The following is a 16,365-nucleotide window of genomic DNA, read 5'->3' on the forward strand; positions in this document are numbered from 1 at the left end:
TTTGCCTGTGGTACATGCTCGTGGCCCAACACACCGTTTATTTCCCGGACGCCTTTCTGACGCAAATGCGCGAAGCAATGCCTTCGACGCTCTCATTTGATGATTTTCTTGCCGCCTGTCAGCGCCCGTTGCGCCGCAGTATTCGCGTTAATACGCTGAAAATCTCCGTTGCTGATTTCCTGCAATTAACCGCCCCTTATAACTGGACGCTTACGCCTATTCCGTGGTGTGAAGAAGGTTTCTGGATTGAACGCGACGATGAAGATGCATTGCCGTTGGGTAGTACCGCAGAGCATTTAAGCGGCCTGTTTTATATTCAGGAAGCCAGTTCAATGTTGCCCGTTGCCGCCTTGTTTGCTGACGGTAATTCACCACAACGGGTGATGGATGTCGCTGCTGCGCCAGGCTCCAAAACGACGCAAATTGCTGCACGGATGAATAACAAAGGGGCGATCCTTGCCAATGAGTTTTCCGCCAGTCGGGTAAAAGTGTTACATGCCAATATCAGCCGCTGTGGCATCAGTAATGTTGCGCTCACGCATTTTGATGGCCGCGTATTTGGTGCGGCATTACCAGAAATGTTCGATGCCATTTTGCTGGACGCCCCCTGCTCCGGCGAAGGCGTGGTGCGTAAAGATCCCGATGCGCTGAAAAACTGGTCACCAGAAAGCAATCAGGAAATCGCTGCCACCCAGCGTGAACTGATCGACAGTGCCTTTCATGCATTACGTCCTGGCGGTACGCTGGTTTACTCGACCTGTACCTTAAACCAAGAAGAAAATGAAGCCGTCTGCCGGTGGCTGAAAGAGACTTACCCCGACGCAGTAGAGTTTTTACCGCTTGGCGATCTCTTCCCTGGTGCAAATAAGGCGCTGACCGAAGAAGGCTTTTTGCATGTTTTCCCACAAATTTACGACTGCGAAGGCTTCTTCGTTGCTCGTCTGCGTAAAATTCAGGCGATCCCCGTCTTACCCGCCCCAAAATACAAAGTGGGCAATTTCCCGTTTAGCCCGGTGAAAGATCGCGAAGCCGGTCAAATTCGTCAGGCGGCTGCAAGTGTTGGCTTAAACTGGGATGGAAACCTGCGACTCTGGCAACGCGACAAAGAACTGTGGTTGTTCCCGGTGGGCATTGAAGCCTTGATCGGTAAAGTCCGATTTTCTCGGTTGGGGATTAAACTTGCCGAAACACATAACAAAGGTTATCGCTGGCAGCATGAAGCGGTTATTGCCCTTGCCTCCCCCAACAATGTGAACGCTTTTGAACTGACACCGCAGGAAGCGGAAGAGTGGTATCGCGGGCGCGATGTTTACCCGCAAGCCGCGCCAGTAGCGGATGATGTATTGGTTACTTTCCAACAGCAGCCGATTGGTTTAGCCAAACGGATTGGTTCGCGACTGAAAAACAGCTACCCGCGTGAACTGGTGCGGGACGGGAAACTTTTTACAGGTAACGCCTGACAGCGCACAAAAAAAGCGCACTTTTTGACTGGCACATTCGGCTGCCTCAACTAGGCTGAAAAATGGTGCGATCGAACTGGTCGTACCACAACCGGCAGCTAAATGGAGAGCACGAAGATGAAAACCAGTGTGCGCATAGGCGCTTTTGAAATCGACGACGGCGAGTTACACGGTGAATCGCCGGGTGATCGAACGTTAACCATTCCTTGTAAATCAGACCCCGATTTATGTATGCAACTGGATGCCTGGGATGCTGAAACCAGTATCCCTGCCCTGCTAAATGGCGAACACTCTGTCCTTTACCGTACCCGTTACGATCAACAATCTGATGCCTGGATTATGCGTCTTGCCTGATCCAAAAAGAACCCGTCGGCATGGCGGGTTATTTGTCCTGGTTATTCCCCCGTTGTAAAATCTCTCCTAAACTTAACGGTACGGCACCACACTTCGGGGATGAAATGTTCGCGCTGGTACTTTTTGTTTGCTACCTGGATGGCGGTTGTGAAGATATTGTTGTGGATGTCTACAACACGGAACAACAGTGTCTTTATTCTATGAGCGATCAACGGATCCGCCATGGCGGTTGTTTTCCGATTGAGGATTTTATAGATGGTTTCTGGCGACCTGCACAGGAGTACGGTGATTTTTAATTATTGCAATTGCACAAGAGTCAGTTCTCCCCCAAAGACAGCACCGGTATCAATATAATGCAGGTTGCCAATATCCACGCGATGGCGCAACGGTGTATGACCAAACCAGAAATGATCAGCACCTGTAATTCCCTGCCCTTTTTGGCCTTCACGTAATCGTGAGCGGCTCCACAAGACCTGATGCAAATCGACGTCCTTTTGCCATTCATAAACATCATCCGGATAATCGGCATGGGCAATAACATGTTTGCCGGTGCGACTGTGTACTTCAAGAATAAAGGGCAAATACTGACATTTTTCCAGCGCCGTTTTCGCTTGTTTCTGTTGATTATCTGCCAGCGCAATAAACCAGTCGCCGCCATTCATCAACCACAAAGACATCTGCTGGGATGCCAGCGCATCCATCGCCATCTGTTCATGATTGCCTCTTACCGCACGAACCCAATGTTGTTCCAGTAACTGCAGGCAACGTAAACTTTGCGGCCCACGATCGATAACGTCTCCCACTGAGATAAGTAAATCTCGCCACGGATCAAAACGACAATGCCATAATTTGCGGCGCAACTGCTCAAGACAACCGTGTATATCGCCTGAAAGCCAGATATGTCGCCATTGATGACCCGCAATTCTCTGATAAACGGGCGCAGGCTGTTTCATCAATATTTTCCTCCCGCGCTAAAGATCACATAATCTTAACAAGAATGTTAAAAAACGCTGGACTCAGACAGTAGAGTGTGTGTTATGGTTGACTATATAGTCAGCGAAGGGAATGCTTCTGGCTTTTAACAGATAAAAAGAGACCGAACACGATTCCTGTATTCGGTCCAGGGAAATGGCTCTTGGGAGAGAGCCGTGCGCTAAAAGTTGGCATTAATGCAGGCTTAGTTGCCTTGCCCTTTAAGAATAGATGACGACGCCAGGTTTTCCAGTTTGCGTGCAAAATGGTCAATAAAAAGCGTGGTGGTCATCAGCTTAAATGTTAAAAACCGCCTGTTCTGGTGAAAGAACTGAGGCGGTTTTTTATTGGAAATCAAAAGGCTATTTTAGGTAATTAACAGAGTTTTTCAGCTCGCTCTATAAACGGTGCCAGACTCATTTTTTCACCTGGATTGTTAGGATCATCAATCTGAATCACCGAAATGGGCTGGGCATTGGTCTTCCCGCTGGCGACTTCCTTTTGTGCGATATCGTTCAAAGGATACTGCACGAGGGTACTCGGATTAATAACATACAACGCATGGCCCGGTCGGCATGTCAGCATCACCTCTTCGCGGTTAAATGCCCATTTGTCTTTACCCACTTCAAAACGACTGACGGTAATCACCTGCGGTGCCGCCAGCGCCGCTGCAGAACTGGTGAGTAACAGAAACGCCAGAATACTTTTTTTCATCATTTTCGTAATCCATCAAAAAGGTTCGAGAGTCGCAAGCAGGCTGATGATCACCAGCACTACCGCACCTATCGCCCATTCGAGTTTAGTCATCCACACAAACCAGGGAGCCGCACGATCTTCATCCTGCCTCATGCGCGGTACAAGAACATAACGATTAGCCAGCGCGATGACCACCATAATCATCACCAGGATGGCTTTGAGCAATAAGAGTTGGCCCCAGTAAGTCGTAAGCGTGGGGGGAAATCTGGTAATCAACAATGCATTAAGCACGCCGCTTGCCAGTACGCCGATCACCGCAAAATGCCCGCACCAGGAAAAACGCATCAGCGCCTGAATAGCCTGGTGTCGCCAACGGCCTTTGATGAGTTGCATACACCAGAGCACCGGAAGTAATCCTCCAAACCACGCCGCCGCACAGATCAGGTGAATCGCGTGATTAGTCTGATGGATTTTCGCCGTTACCCCTTCATTCAGCGTCGCATGCCCGACTCCCGCCAGCAGAATAAATTGCGCGGTAGTGAGCATAAACAGCAAACGTGGCATATTCCGCGGTTGCATAAGGGCGACGATCAACGTTACGAGGGCGAGAACAATTTGCCATAACCAGACGCCACCAAACTGCGTTTGCAAAACAGCCTGCCAAATGTTTGGCGAAAATACATCTGACCATCCCGTTCCCATCAACCCGCCCTGAACGGCGAGCATTGCAGTGGCACTGCTCAAACTCCAGACGGCAGCGTGCTGTTGTAAACGCAGAAAACGCTTCGTCAGCAAGCGACGAATCGTTAAGGGGGCCAGCCAGGCACCGTACATTGCGAAGCCAAAAACCAGCATCAGCGAGGTGAAATGGATAAATCGCAGCGCGATCCAGGTAAACGCCAGCATGATTTATTTCACGCTAAAGGTATAGTGTCCTTTCGTTTTATGCCCGTCCACCGAAACAACATGCCAGTCAACGGTGTAGGTTCCGGGTTTCAGCGAATCGGCCAGTGGAACAATCAGTTGCTTTTGGTCCTGCTCATTCCGCTTCGCCGGTAATGTTTTAATATTTTCGTTTTTTGGCCCCGTGATTTTTGCACCACTGAATCCTGTTTCAACGCCTTCCGAGAAGTTTAAAGTGATTGCCTGCGGGGCAGCTGTCACTTGCGCGTTTGCCGCAGGATACTGATGCGTTAAATGCGCATGTGCCCAGACGGAAGGTGTCACCAACGTAGTGGTCAGGATTGCCAGCGCGTAGCGAAGGGAGCGTGCAGTTGAAGTCATATTATCTATTCCTTTTTGTAATAACTTTTTTACAGAGCATAACCTTGTCTAATGTCTGAGTCGAGGATCATCAATTCCGGCTTGCCATCCAGGCTCACTCTTAGTAACTTTTGCCCGCGAATGATGAGGAGATTAAGAATGCTGAAGAATCTGGCTAAACTGGATCAAACAGAAATGGATAAAGTGAATGTCGATTTGGCGGCAGCCGGGGTGGCATTTAAAGAACGCTACAATATGCCGGTGATCGCTGAAGCGGTTGAACGTGAACAGCCTGAACATTTGCGCAGCTGGTTTCGCGAGCGGCTTATCGCCCACCGTTTGGCTTCGGTCAATCTGTCACGTTTACCTTACGAGCCCAAACTTAAATAAAACTTATACAGAGTTACACTTTCTTACATAACGCCTGCTAAATTATGAGTATTTTCTAAACCGCACCCATAATTTGCAGTCATTTTGAAAAGGAAGTCATTATGTCGTTCTGGAAAGTTGCAGCAGCGCAATATGAGCCTCGTAAAACCTCACTGACCGAACAGGTAGCTCATCATCTGGAGTTTGTGAGGGCCGCCGCCAGGCAACAATGTCAGCTGTTAGTTTTTCCATCGCTTTCTTTACTGGGGTGTGATTATTCGCGACGTGCCCTTCCTGCCCCCCCCGATCTCTCGCTGTTAGACCCGCTTTGTTATGCTGCAACGACCTGGCGAATGACCATCATTGCCGGCCTTCCCGTTGAATATAACGATCGCTTTATTCGTGGAATTGCGGTGTTCGCACCGTGGCGAAAAACGCCAGGGATCTACCATCAGAGTCATGGTGCATGTCTGGGCCGTCGTTCCAGAACCATCACGGTGGTCGATGAACAACCGCAAGGTATGGATATGGATCCGACCTGTTCACTATTTACGACAGGGCAATGTCTGGGGGAACCCGACCTGCTGGCGTCGACCCGCCGCTTACAATTTTTTTCACATCAGTACTCAATTGCCGTGCTGATGGCAAATGCCCGTGGTAACAGTGCACTATGGGATGAACATGGTCGTCTCATCGTTCGCGCCGATCGTGGTTCATTATTGTTAGTCGGTCAGCGTTCATCACAGGGTTGGCAAGGCGATATCATTCCATTACGCTAGGCTTTTTCGGCCTGGAGCATGCCATGTTGCGCATTATCGATACAGAAACCTGCGGTTTGCAGGGAGGGATCGTTGAGATTGCCTCTGTTGATGTCATTGACGGAAAAATCGTCAACCCCATGAGCCACCTGGTGCGCCCCGATCGTCCTATTAGTCCACAGGCGATGGCGATTCATCGCATCACCGAAGCCATGGTCGCCGATAAACCGTGGATTGAAGATGTGATCCCGCACTATTACGGTAGTGAATGGTATGTCGCGCACAACGCCAGCTTTGACCGCCGCGTACTGCCTGAGATGCCCGGTGAGTGGATTTGCACTATGAAACTGGCCCGTCGTCTGTGGCCAGGGATCAAGTACAGCAATATGGCGTTATATAAAATACGGAAGCTCAATGTACAGACGCCGCCGGGCCTGCATCATCACCGCGCGTTGTATGACTGTTATATCACCGCTGCGTTGCTTATCGATATTATGAACACCTCCGGCTGGACGGCAGAACAGATGGCCGATATCACCGGACGTCCATCGTTGATGACGACCTTCACCTTTGGCAAATACCGTGGCAAAGCGGTTTCCGACGTTGCCGAACGCGATCCGGGCTATCTGCGCTGGTTATTTAATAACCTGGACAGCATGAGCCCGGAGCTGCGTTTAACACTGAAACATTATCTGGAAAATACTTAATCTACTGGCTTAGCGGGTAATGTTCCCTGTGCCAGCGCGACCAGAAAAGCATATTCCATCGCTACGCCTTCATACGATTTAAAGCGACCAGATTTACCGCCATGGCCTGAGTCCATGTCGGTACAGAGCAATAAAAGATGGTTATCGGTTTTCAGCTCGCGCAATTTAGCGACCCATTTTGCCGGTTCCCAATATTGCACCTGAGAATCGTGCAAACCGGTCGTTACCAGCAAATGCGGATAAGCCTGGGAGGTAACGTTGTCATACGGGCTGTAGCTTTTCATGTACTCGTAATATTGCGGATCCTGCGGATTCCCCCACTCTTCAAACTCACCAGTGGTAAGAGGAATTGATTCATCAAGCATCGTTGTTACAACATCAACAAATGGTACCTGGGCGATAACGCCGTGGAACAATTCCGGGCGTTGATTAATTGCAACGCCCATCAACATGCCCCCCGCACTCCCGCCCATCGCATAACAGAGCGAAGGAGAGCCATAGCCCAGTTTTAACAATGCATCGCAGGCATCAAGATAATCATTAAACGTATTTTTCTTCTTCAGAAATTTTCCGTCTTCGTACCATTGTTGCCCCAGCTCACCACCGCCGCGAACATGGACAATGGCGTAGATAAATCCACGATCCAACAAACTCAAGCGGCTAAAACTGAAATCGGCATCAATACTTGCGCCGTAAGAACCGTAGCCATACACCAGTAGCGGGTTGTGTCCTTTGCGAAAATGTTTGCGATGATAAACCAGCGAAACCGGGACTTCGACGCCATCACGGGCGACTATCCACAGGTGTTCACTGCGGTAATTCGCCGCATCAAAACCGGGAACTTCCGTTTGTTTTAATACACGACGCTCACCGGTATCCATATCCAGTTCAAACAAAGTATCTGGTGTGGTCATGGAAGAATAACCATAACGCAATCGCGCGGTTTCAGGTTCTGGATTGTAGGCAATCCAGGTCACATAGGCCGGATCATCAAAGGCAATGCCAATGACTTCCCGGGTCTTGCGGTTGATTTGGCGCAAACTGGTTAACCCGCGCTGACGCTCTTCAACCACCAGCCAGTCGGTAAACAGCGTAAACCCTTCCAGCATAATGTTATCGCGTGGCGGAATTAACTCTTCCCACTGTTGTTCATCACGCATACGGGTACGGTATAAGCCAAAGTTTTTACCATTGCGGTTGGAACGCAGATAAAACCGCTGCTGGTAGTGATCAAGGCTGTATTCGTGATCTTTGCGTCGCGGCAGAAAAACAAACGGCTCGGCATCGGCCATTTCCGCGTCCAGCAGGCGAACTTCACTGGTGGTGGCGCTGGCCAGATGAATGACTACATAGTGCTTCGAGGTCGTTTTATGCAGGCTGACGTAATAGGTATCGTCTTTTTCTTCGTAGATCAGTTTATCCTGCGATGCTGGCGTACCGATGGCGTGACGCCAGACCTGATAAGGAAGCAGCGTCACCGGATGCTTGCGAACATAGTAGAAAGTCCAGGAATCATTTGCCCAGACAAAGCTGGGTTCAACGTTATCCAGCAGTTCCGGATACCAGTTACCTGTTTCCAGATTACGAAAACGAATGCCGTACTGGCGTCGGGAAAGAAAATCTTCTGCCAGTGCCATAATGGTGTTATCGGGCGTAATCGCCATTCCGCCCATGGAATAAAACTCACTGTGCGCCGCGCGCTTGTTGGCATCGAGCAATGTTTCCCACTCATCCCACTCTTCGCTGAACGCCGATTGACGCTGGTAGATAGCATATTCACAGCCAGGTTCATAAATATGCCGGTAGCGGTAACCATTTTTAATGTAGGGCGCAGAAACTTCTCTTTGCGGAATACGGTCGATGATTTCCTTTAAGATTCGATCCTGCAAGGCTTGTTGTGAGGCCATCACCCGATGACCGTAACTATTTTCTTGTTGCAGGTAGTCCAGCACTTCCGGCTGCGAACGCGTATCGTCCCGCAGCCAGTAGTAATTATCGATGCGCGTATCGCCATGAAGCGTCATGGCGTGGGGAATGCGAGCGGCTTTTGGTAGCATGTTATTGTTCTTTCTGGTTGAAACATCTTATAAGGGTGGCAAAACTCACCGGGGATGCAAGCGAAACAGGGTAGTCATTGCTTAGATGATGACAGGTAATGGCGCGGATATCGAATGTTATGCAGACAGAGAAAATCAGCCTGCTCAAATGGCTGTGCGGTTCTGGATAGCCCGAAATAGTCAACTTCAGGCTATCCAGAGCGGAATTATTCCGCCAAAGTGCGTTTTTGCTGTTCGAGATCGCGTTCAATGCCTTCACGAACGTCCTGGGGGATTTTCAGCGCGTCACCCAGTGCATTCAGGTAACTGCGTTCCATAAAATGGTCAATATCAATAGCCGCGCAGCTCAGGAAATAGATTTCCAGCGCCTCTTCTTCATTACGAACCCCGGTAGCCAAGCGTTGTGGATCCAGCGGTTGTTCGATTGCCTGCTCAATGAGTACACGCCCCTGCTCTTCCACGCCGGCTTCACGCAATTGCTGGTCGATTGCCGCACGTTCTTTGGCATCAATATGACCATCACTTTTAGCGGCAAAGACCAGCGCAAGGATCAAACGTTCCGTACGCTCATCCAGCGGCGTACTTTGCGCGCCAAACTGCGGTTCGTCCTGATGCGCCGCGCGAATTTTATCTTTGTATTTATTCCACAGCACCGTACCCGCGACCGCTCCGCCGCCAACCAGTAACGCGTTGGTGCCATATTTCGTAAGAAGTTTACGTGCTGATTTATTTGCGACCAGCAGCCCAGCCAATCCGCCTAATGCGCCTGGCACTAAAAGTTTGCCCAATCCCTGATCCGCAGACGAGGAGGCAGAAGAACTGCTTTGCCCAAGCAGGGATTGCAGTTGATTTAACCAGTTAGCCATATTTGCTCCTCAATAACCATTTTTAGTGCCTGTAGCATAGCGGATGAGGATGTCAGAAAATGTATATCGAGACAAAAGATGCGCAAATAAGCGGGTCGGTAGGCCGTTATTCAAAGAAATTCGCGCCAGGTAAGGTGTTCACTGTATATCAGGTGATAAGGGTATTTTAGGTGAACGTAATTTGACGTTTTGAGTGGCATTGTTTGATGCTGATTGCCCGATGCGACGCTGTTGCGTCTTCCCAGGCCTACGATTGAGGTGCCTTGTAGGGCGGATCAGGCACTCGCGCCGCATCCGCCGACGGTCAATCGAATTATCAGAGGCCATTAACGCCGCTGATATTCCGCCATTCCCGCTTTGCAGTCCACGCTGACCTGGTAATGAATATCGGCACTTTTACCACGCACGGTTAGCGGTACTGACCATTTATCATCTTTACCCTGAATGTCCTGCAAACTGACCCATGCCACAGGATCGGCCTGACCGACAATTTTTTGATCATCTGCCCAGCGCGCCACGCGATTTTGTTGATAATCACGTTTTACGCTCGCGGCAATTCCGGCAGCATCCAGACCTTCACACTTTGGGAAAGTGACCGACTTGCTGGTTTCATTATTGGCAGCGAAAACTGATGCGCAGGCAGAAACCAACAACAGCCCTAAAAACGCCCCTCTTTTTTTCATGTTTTTCTCCATAGCACAATGATTCAGGAGAAAGCATGGTACAAATTGTCAGGAGCGCAAGTTGCTTCAGGCCGCGTGTGAGGCATCTTCCTCTTCGGATTCAGCACCGACGACCTGTGGGGACGGTAATTTGCCGGTTTTCAGAATGGTGCTCAGCACATCTTTTTGTTCTGCCAGCCATAGCGAAAGGGCTTCACGTTGCTCGTCTTCCATTTGCACTGGAGAATTTGTCAGCCAGGTGTCAAGCAGATCCGCCGTATCAAGCATTTTGTCATAAGCATCGGCTTCCTTTTTGCTGGTAAACGACATTTTCTCTTCGCCCTCACGAATGACTACGTATTTAACTTCAACCGCCATTTGCAGCCTCTCATAATAACTGTGATTTTATACAGTATATTTCTTCTCGATTGGGAAATCAACATCAACAATAAAGACACGCGCAAACGTTTTCGTTTATACTGCGCGCGGAATTAATCAGGGGATATTCGTTATGACGTTATTAGGCACTGCGCTGCGTCCGGCAGCAACTCGCGTGATGTTATTAGGCTCCGGTGAACTGGGTAAAGAAGTGGCCATCGAGTGTCAGCGTCTCGGCGTAGAGGTGATTGCCGTCGATCGCTATACCGACGCGCCAGCTATGCATGTTGCGCATCGCTCCCATGTCATTAATATGCTTGATGGTGATGCATTACGCCGTGTGGTTGAACTGGAAAAACCACATTATATCGTGCCGGAGATCGAAGCTATTGCCACCGATATGCTGATCCAGCTTGAAAAGGAAGGACGGAATGTTGTCCCCTGCGCGCGCGCAACGAAATTAACGATGAATCGCGAGGGTATTCGTCGCCTGGCGGCAGAAGAACTGCAGCTACCCACTTCAACTTATCGTTTTGCCGATAGCGAAAGTCTTTTCCGCGAAGCAGTTGCCGCTATTGGCTATCCCTGCATAGTTAAACCGGTAATGAGCTCTTCCGGCAAAGGGCAGACGTTTATTCGTTCCGCCGAGCAGCTTACACATGCGTGGGAATACGCTCAGCAAGGCGGTCGCGCCGGAGCGGGCCGCGTAATTGTTGAAGGCGTCGTTAAGTTTGATTTCGAAATTACCCTGCTAACCGTCAGCGCGGTGGATGGCGTCCATTTCTGTGCACCGGTAGGTCATCGCCAGGAAGATGGCGACTATCGTGAATCCTGGCAACCGCAGCAAATGAGTCAGCTGGCTCTGAAACGTGCGCAGGAGATTGCCCGCAAAGTAGTACTGGCGCTGGGCGGTTATGGTCTGTTTGGTGTCGAGCTGTTTGTCTGTGGTGATGAGGTGATTTTCAGTGAGGTCTCCCCTCGCCCACATGATACCGGGATGGTGACGTTAATTTCTCAGGATCTCTCGGAGTTTGCCCTGCATGTGCGAGCCTTGCTCGGACTTCCGGTTGGCGAGATCCGTCAGTATGGTCCTGCAGCTTCTGCCGTTATCCTGCCACAACTGACCAGTCAGAATGTCACGTTTGATAATGTGCAGAATGCCGTAGGCGCAGGCCTACAGATTCGTTTATTTGGTAAGCCGGAAATTGATGGCAGCCGTCGTCTGGGGGTGGCACTGGCTACTGCAGAGAGTGTTGATGAAGCGATTGAGCGCGCAAAGCACGCCGCCGGACAGGTAAAAGTACAGGGTTAAACCCGGCAAAAAAATGCTACAAAAATGCCCGATCCTCGATCGGGCATTTTGACTTTTACAGCTTAGCGCCTTCTACAGCTTCACGCGCCAGCTTAGTAATGCGGTCGTAATCGCCCGCTTCCAGCGCATCTGCCGGAACCAGCCAAGAACCACCGATGCAGAGCACGCTTTTCAGCGCCAGGTAGTCACGGTAGTTAGCCGGAGAAATACCACCTGTCGGGCAGAAACGGACCTGGGAGAACGGACCCGCGATCGCCTGCAGGGCTTTCACGCCGCCGTTAGCTTCAGCCGGGAAGAATTTGAACTCTTTCAAACCGTAGTCCATACCCAGCATCAGTTCGGAAACAGTGCTGATCCCCGGAATCAGAGGAATAGTCCCTTCGGTAGCAGCTTTCAGCAGCGGCTCGGTCAGACCCGGGCTAATTGCGAACTGTGCACCCGCTTCGGTGACTTCTGCAAGCTGCTGTGGATTTAGCACCGTACCGGCACCCACAATCGCTTCAGGCACTTCTTTGGCGATAGCACGGATAGCGTCAACTGCACACTCGGTACGCAGAGTCACTTCCAGAACGCGCACCCCACCAGCAACCAACGCTTTTGCCATCGGCACCGCGTGTTCCAGTTTTTTTACCACGATAACCGGTACAACCGGGCCGGTGGTGAGGATTGATTCTGCACTTGTTTTCCAGTTTTTCATCAGAGTTTTCTCTCGCCTGATTACAAATTTGTCGTCTTAAAAAGTGATACAGGTTGCGCCCTGTTCGGCACCGGACAGTTTTTCACGCAAGGCGCTGAATAATTCACGTCCTGTTCCCACGCGTGACGCGCTCAGATCAGGAATGTGCGGTTCGCGAGCAGCCAGTTCCGCTTCGTCTACCAGCAGCGTCAGTTCGCCTGTCTGTCCATTCACACGAATGATGTCCCCGTCGCGCACTTTTGCCAGCAGCCCGCCATCGTAGGCTTCTGGTGTTACGTGGATAGCTGACGGCACTTTACCTGAAGCGCCGGAGAGTCGTCCATCAGTAACTAACGCAATTTTGAAACACCGGTCCAATAATACACCAAGTGGCGGCATGAGTTTATGTAATTCTGGCATTCCGTTCGCTTTTGGCCCCTGATGACGGACAACAACGACACAATCGCGGTCCAGCAAACCCGCTTCAAAGGCCGGCATAACGTCATGCTGGCTTTCAAAAACAACCGCAGGCGCTTCAATCACCTGGTTCTCAACCGGCACGGCAGAGGTTTTCATAACCGCGCGGCCCAGGTTACCGCTTAACACTTTTGTCCCACCATGATGAGAGAAAGGTTGTTCGAAGGAAGCGATCACATTGCTGTCGAGTGATTTTTCCGCCCCTTCCCGCCAGTCCAGTTCACCATTATTCAGCCATGGTTCAAGGGTATAACGAGACAGACCAAAGCCTGCCACCGTATTGACATCTTCATGCAGCAGGCCTGCTTTGAGCAGTTCACGCACCAGAACCGGTACGCCACCTGCCGCCTGGAAGTGGTTAATATCGGCCGGACCGTTCGGGTAGAGACGTGCCATCAGCGGTACAACATCAGAAAGGTCAGAGAAGTCATCCCAGTTAATCTGAATACCAGCCGCGCGCGCCATCGCCACCAGGTGCATGGTGTGGTTAGTGGAACCACCGGTCGCCAGCAGTGCAACGATACCGTTCACCACCACTTTCTCATCTATCATCTTACCGATCGGCATCCATTCATTACCGTTACCGGTCATGCGTGTAACCTGACGCGCAGCGGCTGCGGTCAAAGCATCGCGCAGCGGTGAATCCGGATGAACAAAAGAAGAGCCTGGCAACTGCATCCCCATAAACTCCACCACCATCTGGTTGGTGTTGGCAGTACCGTAGAAAGTACATGTTCCCGGCGCATGATAAGATGCGGCTTCTGACTCCAGTAGTGCCATGCGGTCCACTTTACCTTCGGCATAAAGCTGACGAATACGCACTTTTTCTTTATTTGGCAAACCGCTTGCCATCGGTCCAGACGGCACAAACACCGCAGGCAAATGCCCAAACGACAGGGCTGCCATCGTCAGACCCGGAACAATCTTGTCGCACACTCCGAGGAACAGCGCACCATCAAACATGTTATGGGACAGCCCCACCGCCGCAGACATCGCAATCACTTCGCGGCTTAACAGCGACAATTCCATTCCATCCTGCCCCTGGGTGACACCATCACACATCGCCGGAACACCGCCCGCAACCTGACCAACCGCATTCGCTTCATGCAGGGCTTTACGAATGATTTCTGGATAGTGTTCATAAGGCTGGTGTGCGGAGAGCATGTCGTTATAGGAAGTGATGATGGCGATATTGTTACGCAACATGCTTTTCAAAGAGGCTTTGTCTTCTGGCTGGCAGGCAGCGAAACCGTGTGCCAGGTTACCACATGCCAACTGCGAACGATGAACGGTCGAAGTTTTCGCTTGTTCTATCCGGGCGAGGTAAGCAGAGCGAGTCTCGCGCGAACGTTCAATGATTCGATTTGTTACGCGTAACAATTGTGGATTCATAAAGGCTCCTGAAATTGAGTTGTCAGAGCAGGATGATTCACAACGCGTTTCATTCAGAGGATTTATGACTGAAACGCCTGTAACCGGAGCTCATAGGGCAAAAACGTTTCAGTCAGTGTAATAAAAAAAGCCTCGTGGGTGAATCCACACGAGGCCTGAAAGTGTAAAAATTGTTCTACAATCTGTGCAAGATCATGTTACCGGTAAAATAACCATAAAGGATGAGTGCAGATATTACTCAAACTCATTCCAGGAACGGCCATCACGAGTAATCATCGCCACCGAGGCAACCGGTCCCCAGGTTCCGGCCTGATACGGTTTCGGCGCATCATTGTCCATCGCCCACGCCTCAGTAATGGAGTCCACCCATTTCCAGGCTTCTTCTACTTCATCACGACGTACAAACAGTGCCTGAATACCGCGCATGGTTTCCAGCAGCAGACGTTCATAGGCATCTGCTAAATGCGTCTGATTAAAGGTTTCTGAATAGCTCAAGTCCAGCTTGGTGATTTGCAGGTTATGTTTGTGGTCAAGGCCAGGAACTTTATTCAGTACCTGGATATCCACGCCTTCATCAGGTTGCAGACGGATAGTCAGTTTATTCTGCGGCAGATCCTGCCACGACTCTTTAAACAGATTCAGTTCAGGTGTTTTGAAATAGACCACGACTTCAGAACATTTGGTCGGTAGACGTTTACCAGTACGCAGGTAGAATGGCACACCGGCCCAGCGCCAGTTATCAATGTCGACGCGGATCGCCACGAAGGTTTCTGTATTGCTGCTCTTGTTCGCGCCCTCTTCTTCCAGATAGCCCGGCACTTTTTTGCCCTGGGCGAAGCCCGCAGTATATTGCCCGCGTACGGTTTTTTCGCGCACGTTGGAGCGGTCAATGCGGCGCAGAGACTTCAGTACTTTGACTTTTTCATCGCGGATGCTGTCTGCACTCAAATCAGACGGCGGAGACATCGCAATCATGCAAAGAATTTGCAGCAGGTGGTTTTGGATCATATCGCGCATCTGACCGGCTTTATCAAAATAGCCCCAGCGCCCTTCGATCCCCACTTCTTCTGCCACGGTAATCTCAACATGATCAATAGTGCGATTGTCCCAGTTATTCACAAACAGGGAGTTAGCAAAACGCAGCGCCAACAGGTTCAGCACCGTTTCTTTACCAAGATAGTGGTCGATACGGTAAACCTGGCACTCCTCGAAGTATTCGCCAACCTGATCGTTGATTTCCCGCGAGGTCGCCAACGACGTCCCCAGCGGTTTCTCCATGACTACGCGTGCCGGTTTAGCATTCAGTTTTGCCTCACCAAGCCCTTTGCAAATTGCGCCAAAAGTGCTGGGCGGCATGGCAAAGTAGTTAATGGTGATACGATTTTTTTGATCCAGCATCGCGCCGAGACGGCTGAATGCAGCTGTGTCATTGACATCGAGATTACAAAAATCCAGACGTGCACTCAGGGTGTCCCATAAACCTTCATCAATGGTTTCTTTCATGAAAGTTTCGAGTGCCTCGCGGACAACTTTGGTATATGCCGCTTTATCCCAGTCAGCACGCCCTACGCCGATAATCCGGGTGTCCGGGTTGAGCTGACCGGCTTTTTCCAGTTGATACAGGGAAGGCAGCAATTTACGACGCGCAAGGTCGCCTTTCGCGCCGAAAATGACCAGGTCACAGGCCTGGGCTGTTTGCGTTACCGCCATGTCATTCTCCTTAAGTTAACTAACCCGGTACTTAAGCCAGGGTATACTTGTAATTTTCTTACGGTGCACTGTACTGCTTTTACGAGCTTGCGAAAACTGTAAACGCTTATCCACCCGTGCGATTACGGTAAAAGCGCGCAAAGTGCGGCAAAACTGATAAAAAAATCATCGTTTTCCATTGGGTAAAAATCTGACACTGATCATGTTATGAAAAAAAATAACAACTTTTTTATCTGCTTTTGTCATTAACACAGCA

General features: G+C 50.3%; 18 protein-coding genes. 7 read left to right on the top strand and 11 right to left on the bottom strand.

Translation table 11 applies throughout. The features are described from left to right. Positions 1 to 20: 20 nt before the first annotated feature. The 3 genes from rsmF (at position 21) to QUE34_RS11405 (ending at position 2,110) form a co-directional block, all read left to right on the top strand. The gene (rsmF, locus tag QUE34_RS11395) at positions 21 to 1,460 is read left to right on the top strand and encodes a 16S rRNA (cytosine(1407)-C(5))-methyltransferase RsmF (protein WP_103253662.1); all 1,440 of its coding nucleotides are present in this window, start codon (positions 21 to 23) and stop codon (positions 1,458 to 1,460) included. Positions 1,461 to 1,577: 117 nt separating this feature from the next. Beyond that, a complete protein-coding gene (locus QUE34_RS11400; protein ID WP_001295499.1) occupies positions 1,578 to 1,814 on the top strand; it encodes a YebV family protein in 237 nt (78 codons plus the stop codon). Positions 1,815 to 1,918: 104 nt separating this feature from the next. Then, complete coding sequence (locus tag QUE34_RS11405; protein WP_001296140.1) at positions 1,919 to 2,110, top strand: YdfD/YebW family protein; 192 nt, start codon at positions 1,919 to 1,921, stop codon at positions 2,108 to 2,110. Here QUE34_RS11405 and pphA read toward each other — a convergent pair whose 3' ends face one another. From pphA to yobA, 4 genes are all read right to left on the bottom strand, one after another. Then, complete coding sequence (gene pphA / locus QUE34_RS11410) at positions 2,111 to 2,767, bottom strand: protein-serine/threonine phosphatase (RefSeq protein ID WP_000812737.1); 657 nt, start codon at positions 2,765 to 2,767, stop codon at positions 2,111 to 2,113. 394 nt (positions 2,768 to 3,161) lie between these two features. Then, positions 3,162 to 3,503, bottom strand: coding sequence for a YebY family protein (locus QUE34_RS11415; protein WP_000976467.1), 342 nt, complete (start codon positions 3,501 to 3,503; stop codon positions 3,162 to 3,164). A 12-nt stretch (positions 3,504 to 3,515) separates the two neighbouring features. Beyond that, positions 3,516 to 4,388, bottom strand: coding sequence for a copper homeostasis membrane protein CopD (gene copD / locus QUE34_RS11420; protein ID WP_039020725.1), 873 nt, complete (start codon positions 4,386 to 4,388; stop codon positions 3,516 to 3,518). A 3-nt stretch (positions 4,389 to 4,391) separates the two neighbouring features. Continuing rightward, positions 4,392 to 4,766: a CopC domain-containing protein YobA gene (gene yobA, locus QUE34_RS11425; protein WP_000204701.1), complete on the bottom strand. Its 375-nt coding sequence runs from the start codon at positions 4,764 to 4,766 to the stop codon at positions 4,392 to 4,394. Positions 4,767 to 4,904: 138 nt separating this feature from the next. On the opposite strand from yobA, the gene holE reads away from it, so the two are divergent. The 3 genes from holE to exoX all read left to right on the top strand — a co-directional run bounded on the left by holE (position 4,905) and on the right by exoX (position 6,579). Further along, entirely contained in the window at positions 4,905 to 5,135 is a 231-nt protein-coding gene (gene holE / locus QUE34_RS11430) for a DNA polymerase III subunit theta (protein ID WP_000916763.1), read from the top strand. Between the two features lie 101 nt (positions 5,136 to 5,236). Then, complete coding sequence (yobB, locus tag QUE34_RS11435; protein WP_000011660.1) at positions 5,237 to 5,893, top strand: carbon-nitrogen hydrolase family protein YobB; 657 nt, start codon at positions 5,237 to 5,239, stop codon at positions 5,891 to 5,893. Between the two features lie 23 nt (positions 5,894 to 5,916). Continuing rightward, entirely contained in the window at positions 5,917 to 6,579 is a 663-nt protein-coding gene (gene exoX / locus QUE34_RS11440) for an exodeoxyribonuclease X (RefSeq protein ID WP_000944249.1), read from the top strand. Here the strand turns inward: exoX and ptrB are convergent. The 4 genes from ptrB to yebG form a co-directional block, all read right to left on the bottom strand. Further along, positions 6,576 to 8,636: an oligopeptidase B gene (ptrB, locus tag QUE34_RS11445; RefSeq protein ID WP_103253655.1), complete on the bottom strand. Its 2,061-nt coding sequence runs from the start codon at positions 8,634 to 8,636 to the stop codon at positions 6,576 to 6,578. The genes exoX and ptrB overlap by 4 nt on opposite strands. Before the next feature lie 206 nt (positions 8,637 to 8,842). Further along, the gene (locus QUE34_RS11450; protein WP_000024733.1) at positions 8,843 to 9,502 is read right to left on the bottom strand and encodes a tellurite resistance TerB family protein; all 660 of its coding nucleotides are present in this window, start codon (positions 9,500 to 9,502) and stop codon (positions 8,843 to 8,845) included. Positions 9,503 to 9,828: 326 nt separating this feature from the next. After that, on the bottom strand, positions 9,829 to 10,185 hold the full coding sequence (gene yebF / locus QUE34_RS11455; RefSeq protein ID WP_001295500.1) for a protein YebF: 357 nt from the start codon (positions 10,183 to 10,185) through the stop codon (positions 9,829 to 9,831). A 66-nt stretch (positions 10,186 to 10,251) separates the two neighbouring features. Next, the gene (yebG, locus tag QUE34_RS11460; RefSeq protein ID WP_000257738.1) at positions 10,252 to 10,542 is read right to left on the bottom strand and encodes a DNA damage-inducible protein YebG; all 291 of its coding nucleotides are present in this window, start codon (positions 10,540 to 10,542) and stop codon (positions 10,252 to 10,254) included. A 133-nt stretch (positions 10,543 to 10,675) separates the two neighbouring features. Here yebG and purT point away from each other — a divergent pair, with 133 nt between their 5' ends. Beyond that, positions 10,676 to 11,854 carry a formate-dependent phosphoribosylglycinamide formyltransferase gene (purT, locus tag QUE34_RS11465; protein WP_103253656.1) on the top strand — a complete coding sequence of 393 codons (1,179 nt, stop codon included), beginning with the start codon at positions 10,676 to 10,678 and terminating at the stop codon, positions 11,852 to 11,854. Positions 11,855 to 11,909: 55 nt separating this feature from the next. Here purT and kdgA read toward each other — a convergent pair whose 3' ends face one another. The 3 genes from kdgA to zwf form a co-directional block, all read right to left on the bottom strand. Next, positions 11,910 to 12,551 (bottom strand): bifunctional 4-hydroxy-2-oxoglutarate aldolase/2-dehydro-3-deoxy-phosphogluconate aldolase, encoded by a 642-nt coding sequence (gene kdgA / locus QUE34_RS11470; RefSeq protein WP_000800512.1) that lies wholly within the window; start codon positions 12,549 to 12,551, stop codon positions 11,910 to 11,912. 36 nt (positions 12,552 to 12,587) lie between these two features. Further along, the gene (gene edd, locus QUE34_RS11475; RefSeq protein ID WP_001069467.1) at positions 12,588 to 14,399 is read right to left on the bottom strand and encodes a phosphogluconate dehydratase; all 1,812 of its coding nucleotides are present in this window, start codon (positions 14,397 to 14,399) and stop codon (positions 12,588 to 12,590) included. Positions 14,400 to 14,633: 234 nt separating this feature from the next. After that, complete coding sequence (gene zwf, locus QUE34_RS11480; protein WP_000301730.1) at positions 14,634 to 16,109, bottom strand: glucose-6-phosphate dehydrogenase; 1,476 nt, start codon at positions 16,107 to 16,109, stop codon at positions 14,634 to 14,636. Between the last annotated feature and the right edge of the window lie 256 nt (positions 16,110 to 16,365).

Origin of the sequence: Escherichia sp. KS167_9B (assembly GCF_030295215.1) — a bacterium.
Classification (GTDB): domain Bacteria; phylum Pseudomonadota; class Gammaproteobacteria; order Enterobacterales; family Enterobacteriaceae; genus Escherichia; species Escherichia coli_F.